We start from the raw sequence: 15,091 nt of genomic DNA, 5'->3' as shown, positions 1-15,091 counted from the left end.
GGCGGCGGTCGTCGCATCTTAAAGCGAATCGTGCGTCGGCGGCGCGGCGGCGGCGCGGGGGATGCGTGGGGGATGCACCGCGGCGGCTTCGCGGCGCGCCCGGGCAGGCGTGCCGGCGCGCCGCCAGGGGCGCGGGCCTGCTGCCTTCGGGTCGCGATCCCGTATAATCGGCGGTTTCCGAAACCAGCCGCCGTTCGCCCGTTTCCCCGGCGCGCGGCGCCGATAGCCACAGAGCCTGTCTGGCAGGTCCGTTCCCGCACGCTATGAAAGCCGCCGAAATCCGCGAGAAATTCCTCAAGTTCTTCGAATCGAAGGGCCACACGATCGTTCGTTCGTCGAGCCTCGTTCCGGGCAACGACCCGACGCTGCTGTTCACCAACTCGGGCATGGTGCAGTTCAAGGACGTGTTCCTCGGCACCGAATCGCGCCCGTATTCGCGCGCGACCACCTCGCAGCGCAGCGTGCGCGCGGGCGGCAAGCACAACGACCTCGAAAACGTGGGCTACACGGCCCGTCACCACACGTTCTTCGAGATGCTCGGCAACTTCTCGTTCGGCGATTACTTCAAGAAGGATGCGATCCACTACAGCTGGGAGCTGCTGACCTCGGTCTATCAGTTGCCGAAGGAAAAGCTGTGGATCACCGTCTATCACGACGATGACGAAGCCTTCGACATCTGGAACAAGGAAGTGGGCGTGCCGGCCGAGCGCATCATCCGCATCGGCGACAACAAGGGCGCGCGCTTCGCGTCGGACAACTTCTGGCAGATGGGCGACACCGGCCCGTGCGGCCCGTGCTCGGAAATCTTCTACGACCACGGCCCGGATGTGTGGGGCGGCCCCCCGGGCTCGCCCGAGGAAGACGGCGACCGCTACATCGAGATCTGGAATCTCGTGTTCATGCAGTTCAACCGCGACGCGCAGGGCAACATGACGCCGCTGCCGAAGCCGTCGATCGACACCGGCATGGGCCTCGAGCGGATTGCCGCGGTGCTGCAGCACGTGCACAGCAACTACGAAATCGACCTGTTCCAGAACCTGATCAAGGCCGCTTCCCGCGAAACGGGCGTGAGCGACCTGACGAACAACTCGCTGAAGGTGATCGCCGATCACATCCGCGCGTGTTCGTTCCTGATCGTCGACGGCGTGATCCCGGGCAACGAAGGCCGCGGCTACGTGCTGCGCCGCATCGTGCGCCGCGCGATCCGCCACGGCTACAAGCTCGGCCGCAAGGGCGCGTTCTTCCACAAGCTGGTGGCCGACCTGGTCGCCGAGATGGGCGCCGCCTATCCGGAGCTGAAGGAAGCCGAAGGCCGCGTGACCGACGTGCTGCGTCAGGAAGAAGAACGCTTCCTCGAAACCATCGATCACGGCATGACGATTCTCGACGCCGCGCTGGCCGATCTCGACGCGAAGGGCGGCAAGGTACTCGACGGCGAACTGGCGTTCAAGCTGCACGACACCTACGGCTTCCCGCTCGACCTGACGGCCGACGTGTGCCGCGAGCGCGAAGTGACCGTCGACGAGCCGGCCTTCGAGGATGCGATGACGCGCCAGCGCGAGCAGGCCCGCGCGGCCGGCAAGTTCAAGGCCACGCAAGGCCTCGAATACTCGGGCGCCAAGACCACCTTCCACGGCTACGAGCAGATCGCGTTCGACGACGCGAAGGTCGTCGCGCTGTACGTGGGCGGCGCCGCGGTGAACGAGGCGAAGGCTGGCGAGCAGGCTGTAGTGGTGCTCGACCACACGCCGTTCTACGCGGAATCGGGCGGCCAGGTCGGCGACCAGGGCGTGCTGGCCAATGCGGCCACGCGCTTCGCCGTCGAGGACACGCTGAAGGTGCAGGCCGAGGTGGTGGGCCACCACGGTGAAGTGGCGCAGGGCGTGCTGAAGGTGGGCGATACGGTGCGCGCCGAAATCGACATCGCACGCCGCATGCGCACCGAGCGCAACCACTCGGCCACCCACCTGATGCACAAGGCGCTGCGCGAAGTGCTCGGCAGCCACGTGCAGCAGAAGGGTTCGCTGGTCGACGCCGACAAGACGCGTTTCGACTTCGCGCACAACGCGCCGCTGTCGGATGACGAGATCCGCAAGGTCGAGGCGATCGTCAACGCCGAAATCCTCGCGAATGCGCCGGGCGTGGTGCAGAACATGTCGTACGACGATGCGGTCAAGGGCGGCGCGATGGCGCTGTTCGGCGAAAAGTACGGCGACGAAGTGCGCGTGCTCGATCTCGGCTTCTCGCGCGAGCTGTGCGGCGGCACGCACGTGAGCCGCACCGGCGACATCGGCTTCTTCAAGATCGTGGTGGAAGGCGGCGTGGCCGCCGGCATCCGCCGCGTCGAGGCGATCACGGGCGACAACGCCGTGCGTTTCGTGCAGGAACTCGACGCGCGCCTGAACACCGCCGCGGCCATGCTCAAGGCCCAGCCGGCCGAGCTGACGCAGCGTATCGGCCAGGTGCAGGATCAGGTCAAGTCGCTCGAAAAGGAACTGGCCGCGCTGAAGTCGAAGCTGGCGTCGAGCCAGGGCGACGAACTGGCGCAGCAGGCGGTGGACGTGAACGGCGTGCTGGTGCTGGCCGCCACGCTCGACGGCGCCGATTCCAAGACGCTGCGCGAGACGGTCGACAAGCTCAAGGACAAGCTCAAGCATGCCGCCGTGGTGCTGGCGGCGGTGGAAGGCGGCAAGGTCAGCCTGATCGCCGGCGTGACGGCCGAGGCCAGCAAGAAGGTCAAGGCGGGCGAACTGGTCAATTTCGTCGCGCAGCAGGTCGGCGGCAAGGGCGGTGGCCGCCCCGACATGGCGCAGGCGGGCGGCACCGAGCCGGCCAACCTGCCGGCCGCGCTGGCCGGCGTGCAGGCCTGGGTGGCGTCGAAGCTGTAACGCCCCCGGCGCGTCGCGCCCGCTGGAACCAGCCGCGAGCCGCGAGGTTCGCGGCTTTTTTACGTCTGCGTCCGTTGCGTCATGTGCTCGCCATGCTCCGCGTCATGCGCCGCCCGGCCCGGCCATCCAGTCGCCGGGAAACACGGCCGTGCCCTCGTCGCGCATCGTCTGCACCAGTTCGATCAGCGCGCGCAGGCGGGCCGGCACGAAGCGCCGGCCGGGGTAGTAGAGCCGCAGCCCGCCGAACGGCTGGCACCACGCCTCCAGCACCGGCACCAGCGCACCGCTGGCGAGCGCGTCGGCGATGAACCATTCCGAGATGAAACCGAGCCCCAGCCCCGCCAGCACCGCCTGGCGGATCGCGCGCGTCTCGCTGAACACCATCCGCGTAGGCATGTTGACCTGGAACTTGCGGCCGTCGCGCTCCAGCTCCCAGTGGTAGAGGCCGCCGTGCCCCATGCGCATCGCGATGCGCTGATGCGCGATCAGATCGGCCGGCTCGCGCGGCGTGCCGTGGCGCGCCAGATAGTCGGGCGTGCCGACCACCAGCATGCGGATGTCGCCCGTCAGCGGCACGGCGATCATGTCCTGCGGCACCGATTCGGCGAGCCGGATGCCGGCGTCGAAGCCCTCGGCCACGATATCGATGAGCCGCAGGTCGGTGGTCACGTCCACCCGCACCTCCGGATAACGCCGCAAGTATTCGCTCAACAGCGGCTGCACCAGCATCACGGTCGATTCGGGCGGCGCGTTCAGGCGCAGCGTGCCGCTCGGCGTGTCCGGGCCGCTGGCGGCTTCCTCGCCGGCGCGCCGGATCTCGGCCAGCGCGGGGCCGACGCGCTCGACGTAGCGCTGCCCGGCATCGGTCAGCGCCACGCTGCGCGTCGAGCGGTTGAACAGGCGCACCGCCAGCCGTGCCTCCAGCCCGGCCACGGCGGCGCTGACCGCCGTGCTCGACATGCCCAACTCGCGCGCCGCCGCGCGAAAGCTGGCGTGACGGGCCACGGCCAGCACCACTTCGAGTTCGGTCATGCCGGTGCGATGCATCGAGTGTCCTGATTTTCGGGATGAGCCATGCATGATAGGCCGTCTTATCGAAACAGTCGTGCTTCCCTAGACTGGCATCCCTGCAAGCGGCGCCCGCCTGGCGCCGCTCGGCCCCTCACACGGAGAACGCACATGCAACGGATCGAGCACCTTTATATCGATGGCGAATTCGTCCTGCCGCACGGGCAGGAATGGTTCGACCTGACCAACCCCGCCACCGGGCAGACGATCGGACAGGTGCGCCTGGGCGACGAGCACGATGCGCACCGCGCGATCGAGGCGGCCCACGCCGCGTTCCCGGCCTGGTCGCGCACCTCGCGCGCGCAGCGGCTGGCCGCGTTGCGCCGCATCCACGAACAGGTGGCGGCGCGCGAGGCGGCGTTGCTGGAGGCGATCGTGACCGAGTACGGCGCGCCGTCGTCGCGCGCGCGCTGGATGGCGGCCTATCCGGCCCAGACGGTGCAGGCCGCGATCGATGCGCTCGAAGCGTTCGCGTTCGAGGAGACGGCCGGCGCGGCGCGCGTGGTGATGACGCCGGTGGGCGTCGCGGCGCTGATCACGCCGTGGAACAGCAATGCCGGCTTCATCTGCAACAAGCTCGCCACCGCGCTGGCGGCCGGCTGCACGGCCGTGATCAAGCCGAGCGAGATGAGCGCCTGGCAGACGCAGATCGTGCTGGAGGCGCTGCATGCGGCCGAGCTGCCGCGCGGCGTGGTCAACGTCGTGAACGGGCGCGGCGAGGTGGTGGGCGAGGTGTTGAGCCGCGACCCACGTGTGGCGAAGATCTCGTTTACCGGTTCGTCGGCGGTCGGGCGGCGCCTGATCGAAGCGGGCGCCGGCTCGATGAAGCGCGTGACGCTCGAACTGGGCGGCAAATCGCCGACGCTGGTGCTCGACGACGCCGATTTCGACGCGATCATGCCGATCGTTCTGCAGGCCGGCTTCATGAACAGCGGCCAGGCCTGCATCGCCGGCACGCGCATCCTGGTGCCGCGCGCGCGGCTCGCCGAGTTCGAACAGGTGGCGGCCGACGCGGTGGCGCGCGTGAAATCGGGCGATCCGCGCGAGGCCGATACCGAGATCGGGCCGATGGTCAGCCGCCGCCAGTGGGAGCGCGTGCAGGGCTATATCCGGCTCGGCACGGAAGAGGGCGCGCGCCTGCTGGCCGGTGGCGAGGGGCGGCCGGATGGGCTGTCGGCGGGCTGGTTCGTCAAGCCGACGCTGTTTTCGGGCGTACGCAACGACATGCGGATCGCGCGCGAGGAAATCTTCGGGCCGGTGCTGTCGATCATCGCCTACGAGGACGACGAAGACGCCATCGCAATCGCCAACGACACCGATTACGGCCTGAGCGCGCTGGTGCTCGGCCGCGATCGTGAGCGCTGCGAGCGCATCGCGCTGCGGATCGACGCGGGGCGGGTGCTGGTCAACACGCTGAATCACGAGCCGCGCGCGCCGTTCGGCGGCTTCAAGCACTCGGGGCTCGGGCGCGAGATGGGCAAGTGGGGCCTCGGCGCGTATCTGGAGCCGAAGACGTTGATGGTGGGATAGGCGCAAGGGCGGTGCGCCAGGGCCGGGGCGGCGTGGCCGGTGGCGCCTTTCCCGGTGTCGTCTCGCTCGAGGACGTTGGGGCCAGCCACGCACACCGCCGCCTATCCGGCCACCGCCACGCGATACCGCGTCTCCTGCCGATACACCTGGCCCGGGCGCAGCACCACCGCCTCGGCCGCCTCCGAATTGACCTGGTTCGGGAACGCGCCGGCCTCCAGGCACAGCGCGCTGCGCGGCGCATGCGCGCCCGCCAGCGCGTTGCCGGTATAAAGCTGCAAGCCCGGCTGGTCGGTCAGCACCGTCAGTTCGCGGCCGCTGCCGGGATCGTAGACGCGCGCCACGGCGCGCACGCCGCCGCTGCCGACATGCGCCTTGCGCAGCGCGAAGCAGTGATCGAAGCCGCCCGCCAGCGCGAGCTGCGCGTGCGGCCAGCCGAGCCGCGCGCCGAGCGGCGCGCTCTGGCGGAAATCGAACGCGGTGCCGGCCACGCTGGCGAGCCGCGTCGGGATCATCCGCGCATCCACTTCCAGATACTGATCCGCGTCGATCGTCAGGACGTGCCCGTCGATGTCGGCATGCGCGCGCCCGCTCAGGTTGAAATACGGGTGGCTCGTCAGTTGCAGCGGCGTGGGCGCGTCGCTGCGCGCCTCATAGCCGATCGACAGCGTGCCGTCGTCGTCGAGCGCGTAGCGCACCTGCACCTCGACGTTGCCGGGAAAGCCGCCGTCGCCCTCGGGCGAGACCAGCCGCATCACCAGCGCGTCGTCGAGCATGTCGGTGTCCCACAGCGCGCGGTGAAAGCCGTTCAGGCCGCCGTGCAGGCACTGCTCGCCGTCGTTGCGGTCGAGCGTGTGGTCGATGCCGTCGAGCGTGAAACGCGCACCGGCGATGCGGTTCGCGCAGCGCCCGACCAGCGCGCCGAGATAGGCGTGCGAATCGAGGTAGGCGGCCGGCGCGTCGAAGCCGAGCAGGATCTCGCCGAGCCGGCCGCCGCGGTCGGGCGTCTGCCACGACACCAGCGTCGCGCCGAGATCGCTGATCGCCACGCGCATGCCGTGGGCGTTGCGCAGCGTGAAGAGGCGCACCAGGTCGCCGCCGGGCAGGCGGTCCCACGGCCGCGACGAGACGCTGTGGCCGGCCGGCCCGAAGGCCGGCGTCGATTGGATTGCGCTCAAGCGTGGCCTCCGGACAGCGTGCGTTCCTGGTATTCGCGCGGCGTGCAGTCGAGTTCGCGCCGGAACACCGCGTACATGTATTGCGTCGAGGTGAAGCCGCAGCGCACCGCCACCTCGGCGGTGGCCAGCTCGTGCTGCGTGAGCAGCTGCTTGGCCGCGTCGAGCTTGTGGCGCAGGATTTCCTGATGCACGGTGCAGCGCAGCTCGCGGCGGAAGTGTTCCTCGAGCGACGAGCGTGACACGCCCACGTAGTCGGCCACCTGCTCGGTGCGGATGCCCTGGCACGCGTACTGGCGGATGAAGTGCCGCGCGCGCATCACATAGGGACTCGCGAGCGGCTGGTGGCGCGTGGAGGCCAGCACGTTGATGCCCACCGGCGGCACCAGGATCTGGCGGCCCGCGAAGCGCGCGCCGCCGAGCATCTGGTGCAGCAGGTGGGCGGCGGTGCGGCCCATCTCCTCGGTGCCCTGGATCACCGACGAGAGCGGGATGCGCGAGAGCGTGCGCGTGAGCGGATCGTTGTCGATGCCGATGATGGCGATCTCCTCGGGCACCGCGAGCCCGGCCGACACGCAGGCCTGCAGCAGGTGCCGTGCGCGCGCGTCGGTCACGGCGATCACGCCGACCGGCTTGGGCAGCGCGCGCAGCCAGTCGATCAGTTGCCGGGTGGACTGGTGCCAGGTGGGCGCGCTGGTGGACAGCCCGCGGTAGATCTCGTGCTCGATCGGCAGCGCCGGCGCATCGTGGCGGCGCAGGCGCGTGTAGACGAGCTCGCGCTGCTGCGCCCAGCGGTTTTCGTCGGCGGGCGGCAGGCTGTAGAGCGCGAAGTGCTCGAGCCCGGCCTCGATCAGGTGCGTGTAGGCGAGCGCGATCAGCTTGCCGTTGTCGGTGGCCACGTAGGGCAGGCCGGCCGGGTAGTGCGTCGCGTCCTCGTAGGACGAGCCGACCGCCACCACCGGCAGCGGGCAACCGCGCAGCGCCGCGTCCACGGCCGGGTCGTCGAAGTCGGCGATGATGCCGTCGCCGTCGAAGCGCTCGATGCCGGCCAGCCGGCAGCGGAAGTCGTCCTCGAGGAACAGGTCCCAGGTCACGCGCGTCGAGCGCATGTAGTCGCCGATGCCGGCGATCACCTCGCGGTCGTACACCTTGTTCGCATTGAACAGCAGCGCGATGCGGTGCGCGCGCGCGGACGGCGGCGGATCGGCGGATGGACGTTGCATGGACGGTCTCCTCGCGAGGGATCGGCGGGCGTCTCTCGCATATCGAAATCACGGGCGCCAGGGCGGCCCGGGTGTCGCGGTCCGCCCATTCTAGTGGCTGCCGGCCGCGCCGTTGCCGCGATCGCCTCGGGCCGGCAAGAAATGTTAAGGCGGTTGGGCAATTTCGTAATTGCCGCTCGGCGGCCGGCGCATGCACCATGCCGCTTGTCGTCGGGCCGGCCGTGCCTGATCACCGCCCGGCCGATCGGGCGCCGGCGTCCCGCGACCCACACACAAGAACCAGACCGAAATGGAGACAGAGACATGCCCTCGAATCGCCGTCGTTCCGTCCTGAAATCGTTGGTCGCCGCCTCCGTGCTGGCGAGCGTCTCGCTCGCGGCGCCGCTCGCCCACGCGAGCAAGGATCGTCCCGAGATCGGCTTCTGCATCGACGACCTGCGCGTCGAGCGCTGGTCGCGCGATCGCGACTACTTCGTCGCGGCCGCCGAGAAGCTCGGCGCGAAGGTGTCGGTGCAGTCGGCCGACGCGAGCGAGGAGCGCCAGATCTCGCAGATCGAGAACCTGATCTCGCGCGGCGTGGACGTGATCGTGATCGTGCCGTTCAATTCGAAGGCGCTGACCAACGTGGTGGCCGAGGCGAAGAAGGCCGGCATCAAGGTGGTGTCCTACGACCGGCTGATCCTCGACGCCGACGTGGACGCCTACATCTCGTTCGACAACGAGAAGGTCGGCGAGCTGCAGGCGCAGGGCGTGGTCAACGCGCGTCCGAAGGGCCGCTACTTCCTGCTCGGCGGCGCGCCCACCGACAACAACGCGAAGATCCTGCGCGAAGGCCAGATGAAGGTGCTGCAGCCGGCGATCGACCGCGGCGACATCAAGGTGGTCGGCTCGCAGTGGGTGCCCGAATGGAGCGCCTCGACCGCGCTCGGCATCATGGAGAACGCGCTGACCGCGAACGGCAACCAGATCGACGCGGTGGTGGCCTCGAACGACGGCACCGCGGGCGGCGCGATCCAGGCGCTCGCCGCGCAGCATCTGGCCGGCAAGGTGCCGGTGTCGGGGCAGGACGCGGATCTGGCCGCCGTCAAGCGGCTGGTGGCCGGCACCCAGACCATGACCGTCTACAAGCCGCTCAAGCTGATCGCGGGCGAGGCGGCCACGCTCGCCGTGACGCTCGCCAAGGGCGGCAAGCCGGCCTTCAACGCGCAGTACGACAACGGCAGGAAGAAGGTCGACACGCTGCTGCTGCAACCGACGCTGCTGACCAAGGGCAACGTCGACGTGGTGGTGAAGGACGGCTTCTACACGCAGGCGCAGATCGGCTCGCACTGAGGCGACGCGCCGGGCTCGCCCCGGTGCGCGCCGCGCGCGGCGGCGCGAGCCCGGCCCACCCGAACTCTCGAACCCCCGGACACGAACAAGGACGGCGCATGTCGGACATCCGCATGTCGGAAACCCGCACCCCCGAACCCCTGCTGGAGATGCGCGGCATCGTGAAGACCTTCGGCGGCGTGAAGGCGCTCGACGGCATCGATCTCGTGGTGCGTCCCGGCGAATGCGTGGGCCTGTGCGGCGAGAACGGCGCCGGCAAGTCCACGCTGATGAAGGTGCTGTCGGGCGTCTACCCGAGCGGCACCTGGGACGGCGAGATCCGCTGGGAAGGCCGCCCGTTGCAGGCCGCCGGCATTCGCGACAGCGAGCGCGCCGGCATCGTCATCATCCACCAGGAACTGATGCTGGTGCCGGAGCTGTCGGTGGCGGAGAACCTGTTCCTCGGCAACGAACTGACGCTGCCGGGCGGGCGCATGCACTACGCGGCGATGGTGCGCCGCGCCGACGCGCTGCTGACCGGCCTCGGCATCGAGGGCATCAACGTGGCGCTGCCGGTGATGCACTACGGCGGCGGCCACCAGCAGCTGATCGAGATCGCCAAGGCGCTCAACAAGCAGGCGAAGCTGCTGATCCTCGACGAGCCGTCGTCGTCGCTGACGGCCGCCGAGACGCGCATCCTGCTCGACATCATTCGCGACCTGAAGGCGCGCGGCATCGCCTGCGTCTACATTTCGCACAAGCTCGACGAGGTCCAGGCCGTGTGCGACACGGTCACCGTGATCCGCGACGGCAAGCATGTGTCGACGCAGCCGATGCAGGGCATGTCGACCGAACGCATCATCGCGCAGATGGTGGGCCGCGAGATCACCAACCTGTTTCCGCGCGAGCCGCATCCGGTCGGCGAGATCGTGTTCGAGGCGCGCAACGTGACCTGCCTCGACGTCAACAACCCGCGCCGCAAGCGCGTGGACGATGTCTCGTTCGCGGTGCGGCGCGGCGAGATCCTCGGCGTGGCGGGGCTGGTGGGCGCGGGGCGTACCGAGCTGATGCAGGCGATCTTCGGCTCCTATCCGGGCGCGAGCGAGGCGCAGGTGCTGCTCGACGGCGCGCCGCTCAGGATTCGCGCGCCGCTCGACGCGATCCGCGCCGGCATCGCGATGGTGCCCGAGGACCGCAAGCGCCACGGCATCGTCCCGCAACTGAGCGTCGGCCACAACATCACGCTCGCGGTGCTGCAGCGCTTCACGCGCTTCGGCCGGATCGACGCGGCCGCCGAGCACGACACGATCCGCGTGGAGATGCGCCGGCTGTCGGTGCGCGCCGCGCACCCGATGCTGTCGATCGCGAGCCTGTCGGGCGGCAACCAGCAGAAGGCGGTGCTCACGCGCATGCTGCTCACCGAGCCGCGCGTGCTGATCCTCGACGAGCCCACGCGCGGCGTGGACGTGGGCGCGAAGTACGAGATCTACAAGCTGATCGGCGATCTCGCCAAGCGCGGGATGGCGATCGTGATGGTGTCCTCGGAGCTGCCCGAGGTGCTCGGCATCGCCGATCGCGTGATCGTGATCGGCGACGGCGAGTTGCGCGGCGATTTTCCCAACCACGGACTCACCCAGGAACAGGTGCTGGGCGCGGCGATCCGGCCCGCGCGGCGCGACACGACTCAACCCGAGGCAGGCATCGCATGACACCCGAGACGACCACCCAGGCCGCCGACCGCGCGGCTCGCCCGGCGGGCGCCACCGGCACCGCGCAGCAACTGCGCCGGCTGTTCGCACGCTACAAGATCCTGGCGCTGCTGATCGCGGTGGCCGCGATCTGGCTGCTGTTCTCGCTGCTCACCCACGGCGCGTTCATCACGCCGCGCAATCTCTCCAACCTGCTGCGGCAGATGTCGATCACCGGCATGCTGGCCTGCGGGATGGTGTTCGTGATCATCGCCGGCGAGATCGACCTGTCGGTGGGCTCGCTGCTCGGCCTGCTCGGCGGCGTGGCGGCGATTCTCGACCAGGTGCTCGGCTGGCCGATCGTGGCCACCGTGCCGGTGGTGATGGCGCTGGGCGTGGTGGTGGGCCTCTTCAACGGCTGGTGGTCCACCTATCGCGGCGTGCCGTCGTTCATCGTCGGCCTGGGCGGCATGCTCGCCTATCGCGGCATCCTGCTCGGCATCACGCACGGCGCGACCATCGCGCCGGTCTCGGACGGCTTCGTGCTGATCGGCCAGGGCTACGTGCCGCCGCGCATCGGCGACGCGATCGCGCTGCTGATCGTCGCGCTGCTGGTGGTCGTGACGGTGCGCCAGCGGCGCGCGCGGCGCCGCTACGAACTCGGGGTCGTGCCGCTCTGGCAGGACATCGCGAAGCTGGTCGCGGCCGGGCTGATCGTGGCCGCGTTCGTGGCCACGCTCGACAGCTACGGCGGGATTCCGGTGCCGGTGCTGCTGGTGCTCGCGCTGCTCGGCATCTTCTCGTGGGTGGCCACCCAGACCGTGTTCGGCCGGCGCATCTACGCGGTCGGCTCGAACCTGGAGGCCACGCGCCTGTCGGGCATCAACACCGACCGCGTGAAGCTGGCGATCTTCGGGCTGATGGGGCTGATGTGCGCGTTCGGCGGCATCGTCAACACCGCGCGGCTCGCGGCCGGCTCGCCGTCGGCGGGCAACATGGGCGAGCTCGACGCGATCGCCGCCTGCTTCATCGGCGGCACCTCAATGCGCGGCGGCGCGGGCACCGTCCACGGCGCGCTGATCGGCGCGCTGGTGATGGCCAGCCTCGACAACGGCATGTCGATGCTCGACGTGGACGCCTACTGGCAGATGATCGTCAAGGGCGGGATTCTGGTGCTGGCCGTCTGGGTCGACGTGGTGTCGCGTGCCGGGCGCCGCTGACGGGCGCCGCGGACAACGCCCGCAACGCCGGCCGCCGCGCGGCCGGACGAGGATGCTTTCTTCAATGGTCTGCTGACCGGTTTTTCGGGATTTTTCATGACTTATGCCATCTATCCGAGCCTGGCCGGCCGTCACGTCGTGGTGACGGGCGGCGGCACCGGGATTGGCGCGGCGATCGTCGCGGCGTTCGCCGCGCAGGGCGCGCGCGTGAGCTTCATCGACATCGCGCGCGACGAATCGACGGCGCTCGTCGCCTCGCTCGGCGACGTACCCGTGCCGCCGGCGTTCCACTACTGCGATCTGCGCGACATCGACGCGCTGAACGCGACGTTCGCCGCGATCGCGGCCGAGGCGGGGCCGGTGGAGGTGCTCGTCAACAACGCGGCCAACGACGACCGCCATCGTCCCGGCGAGCTGACGGCGGCCTACTGGGACAGCCGCATCGAGGTGAACCTGCGCCACCAGTTCTTCTGCGCGCAGGCGGTGCTGCCCGGCATGCGCTCGCTCGGTCGCGGCGTGATCCTGAACCTCGGCTCGATCTCGTGGCACATCGCCGAGACGGGCCTCAGCATCTACATGACGGCGAAGGCCGGCATCGAGGGCCTGACGCGCGGGCTCGCGCGCGATCTCGGCGAGTTCGGCATCCGCGTGAACTGCATCGTGCCGGGCGCGGTGCGCACGCCGCGCCAGATGAAGCTGTGGCAGTCGTCCGAGAGCGAGGCGAAGCTGGTGGCCTCGCAGTGCCTGCACGAGCGCGTCGAGCCCGAGCACGTCGCGCGCATGGCGTTGTTCCTCGCCTCCGACGACGCCGCGCGCTGCACCGCGCGAGAATATTTCGTCGACGCCGGCTGGTTCGGCGGATGACGCGGGCCCTCGTACCCGACGGCGCCCTCGACTGCGTCTGGCCGGTGGCGGCCACGCTCGGCGAGGGCGCCTGCTGGGACGCCGCCGCGCGCCGCGTGCTGTTCGTCGACATCAAGGGCCGGCGGCTCTATCGCCACGACCCGGCGGGCGGCGCCCGCGAGAGCTGGGCGGCGCCGGGGCAGATCGGCTTCGCGCTGCCGTGCGCGGACGGTACGCTGATCTGCGGCGTGCAGGGCGGGCTGTTCCGCTTCGAACCGGGCAACGGGCGGTTCACGCGCGTGCTGCCGCTGGAGACCGACCTGCCCGGCAACCGGCTCAACGACGGCTACGTCGATGCGGGCGGCCACCTGTGGTTCGGCTCGATGGACAACGCCGAGGCCGCGCCGACCGGGCGGCTCTATCGCGTCGGCCAGGACGGCCGCGTGGCCGCGCACGATGCCGGCTACGTGATCACCAACGGCCCCGCCGCGAGCCCCGACGGCCGCACGCTCTATCACACCGACACGCTGCGGCGCCTGGTGTACGCGTTCGATCTCGGCGACGACGGCGTGCCGCGGCGGCGCCGCGTGTTCGCCAGGATCGAGGGCGGCGGCCATCCGGACGGGATGGCCGTGGATGCCGAGGGCGGCGTCTGGATCGCGCTGTTCGGCGGCGCACGGATCGAGCGCTACGCGCCCGACGGCCGGCTGCTCGGGCAGGTCGCGTTGCCGTGCGCGAACGTCACCAAGCTCGCGTTCGGCGGCGACGATTTGCGTACCGTCTACGCGACCACGGCGACCAAGGGCCTGAGCGAGGCCGAGCGGCAGGCGCAGCCGCTGGCCGGCGGCCTGTTTGCGTTTCGCGCGCCGGTGGCGGGGCTGCCGCCGGCGGTCTGCACGGTGCGTTTCGACGCCGAGGGATGAGAGACGGCGCGCGGGGCGGGTGCCGGCAGGCGGCGCGCAGGCGATGCGCGCGCCGTGTAGCGCCGCGCGTCCGACCTGGCGCGGCCGGGTTCGATCCATCGGCTTGGCGATGCCGGGCGGCCGACGGCGCGCTCTGTCGCGATAACGCGATAACGCGTTCGCTCGTGCATGCGGGCTGCCCTGCAAGCCAGCCGAGCCAGCCGAGCCAGCCGAGCCAGCCGAGCCAGCCGATCGAGGCGGCCGGGCAGCCGCCGTTCAGGTGACCTGCGCCGTACGCGTGCGTCTAACCTTCGCCGGGGGCCGGGGCGCCGCCGCCGGTTCCGGATCGACGGCCCGCGTCGGCGCGACTTCCGCGCCATGCGCGACGAGCGCCTCGCGCAGCGCGGCCAGCGCCGCCGACGCATGGCCGCGCCGCCAGACCAGCAGCGTATCGACCGGTTGCAGATCGGCCACCGGATGCACCGACAGCGTGTCGGTGACGGGCGACATGTCGAGCACGTTGCGCGGCGCCAGCGCGACGCCGGCGCCGGCCGCGACGCAGGCGAGGATCGCATGGTACGAACCCAGTTCGAGCACGCGCGCGGGCTTGCTCGCCTGCGCGGCGTACCAGCGCTCGATGTAGCCGCGATAGGCGCAGCCGCGCTCGAACGACACCAGCGTCGGCACGCGCAGGTCCCGCGCCGTCGTCACCGGCGGATGATGGCGCGGCGCGATCAGCACCAGCGGCTCGCGATAAATGGGCACCGCCTCGAACAGCGCGGCGTCGAGCATGTCCGGCTGCGGTGGCGTGGCGACCAGCACCGCGTCGAGTTCGAACGCACGGACCCGCTCGATCAGCCAGTTCGTGACGCCCGTCACGAGTTCGAGCCCGACCTCGGGCCAGCGCTGGTGATAGCGCGCGAGCACGTCCGGCAGCCGGCTCGCGGCCGTGCTCTCCATGGTGCCGAGCCGCAACCGCCCGTGCGGACGATCCTCGCGCACCGCGTGGCGCGCCTCGTCGGCCAGCGCGAGCAGGCGCTCGGCGTAGGGCAGCAGCGTCTCGCCCGCCGGCGTCAGCACCAGCCGCCGGCCGTCGCGCACGAACAGCGCCGCGCCGAGTTGTTCCTCCAGTTGACGGATGCGGGTGGTCACGTTCGACTGCACGCGGTTCAGCTTCGCCGCCGCGCGCGTGACGCCGTTTTCGCGCACCACCGCGCGGAAGATCGCGAGCGCCGCCAGATCCATG

General features: G+C 70.3%; 11 protein-coding genes. 7 read left to right on the top strand and 4 right to left on the bottom strand.

Translation table 11 applies throughout. From position 1 onward, the window contains the following. The first annotated feature begins 263 nt into the window (after positions 1-263). Positions 264-2,888 carry an alanine--tRNA ligase gene (gene alaS, locus AB4851_RS27700; RefSeq protein ID WP_414444876.1) on the top strand — a complete coding sequence of 875 codons (2,625 nt, stop codon included), beginning with the start codon at positions 264-266 and terminating at the stop codon, positions 2,886-2,888. Between the two features lie 102 nt (positions 2,889-2,990). Here alaS and AB4851_RS27695 read toward each other — a convergent pair whose 3' ends face one another. Next, complete coding sequence (locus tag AB4851_RS27695; protein WP_414449621.1) at positions 2,991-3,935, bottom strand: LysR family transcriptional regulator; 945 nt, start codon at positions 3,933-3,935, stop codon at positions 2,991-2,993. Positions 3,936-4,067: 132 nt separating this feature from the next. On the opposite strand from AB4851_RS27695, the gene AB4851_RS27690 reads away from it, so the two are divergent. Continuing rightward, complete coding sequence (locus AB4851_RS27690; protein WP_414449620.1) at positions 4,068-5,486, top strand: aldehyde dehydrogenase family protein; 1,419 nt, start codon at positions 4,068-4,070, stop codon at positions 5,484-5,486. Positions 5,487-5,587: 101 nt separating this feature from the next. Here AB4851_RS27690 and AB4851_RS27685 read toward each other — a convergent pair whose 3' ends face one another. Together AB4851_RS27685 and AB4851_RS27680 are read right to left on the bottom strand one after the other, a co-directional pair. Then, entirely contained in the window at positions 5,588-6,661 is a 1,074-nt protein-coding gene (locus AB4851_RS27685) for an aldose epimerase family protein (RefSeq protein ID WP_414449619.1), read from the bottom strand. Further along, positions 6,658-7,881, bottom strand: a complete 1,224-nt coding sequence (locus tag AB4851_RS27680; protein ID WP_414444880.1) for a XylR family transcriptional regulator — start codon at positions 7,879-7,881, stop codon at positions 6,658-6,660. The genes AB4851_RS27685 and AB4851_RS27680 overlap by 4 nt, the downstream gene beginning before the upstream one ends. Before the next feature lie 303 nt (positions 7,882-8,184). Here AB4851_RS27680 and xylF point away from each other — a divergent pair, with 303 nt between their 5' ends. The 5 genes from xylF to AB4851_RS27655 all read left to right on the top strand — a co-directional run bounded on the left by xylF (position 8,185) and on the right by AB4851_RS27655 (position 13,866). Beyond that, the gene (xylF, locus tag AB4851_RS27675) at positions 8,185-9,213 is read left to right on the top strand and encodes a D-xylose ABC transporter substrate-binding protein (RefSeq protein ID WP_414444881.1); all 1,029 of its coding nucleotides are present in this window, start codon (positions 8,185-8,187) and stop codon (positions 9,211-9,213) included. A 98-nt stretch (positions 9,214-9,311) separates the two neighbouring features. Next, positions 9,312-10,901: a D-xylose ABC transporter ATP-binding protein gene (gene xylG / locus AB4851_RS27670; protein WP_414449618.1), complete on the top strand. Its 1,590-nt coding sequence runs from the start codon at positions 9,312-9,314 to the stop codon at positions 10,899-10,901. Then, entirely contained in the window at positions 10,898-12,100 is a 1,203-nt protein-coding gene (locus AB4851_RS27665) for a sugar ABC transporter permease (protein WP_414449617.1), read from the top strand. The genes xylG and AB4851_RS27665 overlap by 4 nt, the downstream gene beginning before the upstream one ends. A gap of 96 nt (positions 12,101-12,196) precedes the next feature. Continuing rightward, on the top strand, positions 12,197-12,964 hold the full coding sequence (locus AB4851_RS27660; protein ID WP_414449616.1) for an SDR family NAD(P)-dependent oxidoreductase: 768 nt from the start codon (positions 12,197-12,199) through the stop codon (positions 12,962-12,964). Further along, complete coding sequence (locus tag AB4851_RS27655; protein WP_414449615.1) at positions 12,961-13,866, top strand: SMP-30/gluconolactonase/LRE family protein; 906 nt, start codon at positions 12,961-12,963, stop codon at positions 13,864-13,866. The genes AB4851_RS27660 and AB4851_RS27655 overlap by 4 nt, the downstream gene beginning before the upstream one ends. 255 nt (positions 13,867-14,121) lie before the next feature. Here AB4851_RS27655 and AB4851_RS27650 read toward each other — a convergent pair whose 3' ends face one another. Further along, positions 14,122-15,090 carry a LysR family transcriptional regulator gene (locus AB4851_RS27650; protein ID WP_414449614.1) on the bottom strand — a complete coding sequence of 323 codons (969 nt, stop codon included), beginning with the start codon at positions 15,088-15,090 and terminating at the stop codon, positions 14,122-14,124. Between the last annotated feature and the right edge of the window lies 1 nt (position 15,091).

It is taken from the genome of Burkholderia sp. 22PA0099, assembly GCF_047497165.1.
GTDB lineage: Bacteria > Pseudomonadota > Gammaproteobacteria > Burkholderiales > Burkholderiaceae > Burkholderia.
This window is presented reverse-complemented; position numbering and strand designations above follow the sequence as displayed.

Bases quoted from the DNA above. Each gene is read 5' to 3' on its own strand.
- alaS (WP_414444876.1), top strand. From the start codon at position 264: ATGAAAGCCGCCGAAATCCGCGAGAAATTCCTCAAGTTCTTCGAATCG.
- AB4851_RS27695 (WP_414449621.1), bottom strand. From the start codon at position 3,935: ATGCATCGCACCGGCATGACCGAACTCGAAGTGGTGCTGGCCGTGGCC.
- AB4851_RS27690 (WP_414449620.1), top strand. From the start codon at position 4,068: ATGCAACGGATCGAGCACCTTTATATCGATGGCGAATTCGTCCTGCCG.
- AB4851_RS27680 (WP_414444880.1), bottom strand. From the start codon at position 7,881: ATGCAACGTCCATCCGCCGATCCGCCGCCGTCCGCGCGCGCGCACCGC.
- xylF (WP_414444881.1), top strand. From the start codon at position 8,185: ATGCCCTCGAATCGCCGTCGTTCCGTCCTGAAATCGTTGGTCGCCGCC.
- xylG (WP_414449618.1), top strand. From the start codon at position 9,312: ATGTCGGACATCCGCATGTCGGAAACCCGCACCCCCGAACCCCTGCTG.
- AB4851_RS27665 (WP_414449617.1), top strand. From the start codon at position 10,898: ATGACACCCGAGACGACCACCCAGGCCGCCGACCGCGCGGCTCGCCCG.
- AB4851_RS27660 (WP_414449616.1), top strand. From the start codon at position 12,197: ATGACTTATGCCATCTATCCGAGCCTGGCCGGCCGTCACGTCGTGGTG.
- AB4851_RS27655 (WP_414449615.1), top strand. From the start codon at position 12,961: ATGACGCGGGCCCTCGTACCCGACGGCGCCCTCGACTGCGTCTGGCCG.
- AB4851_RS27650 (WP_414449614.1), bottom strand. From the start codon at position 15,090: ATGGATCTGGCGGCGCTCGCGATCTTCCGCGCGGTGGTGCGCGAAAAC.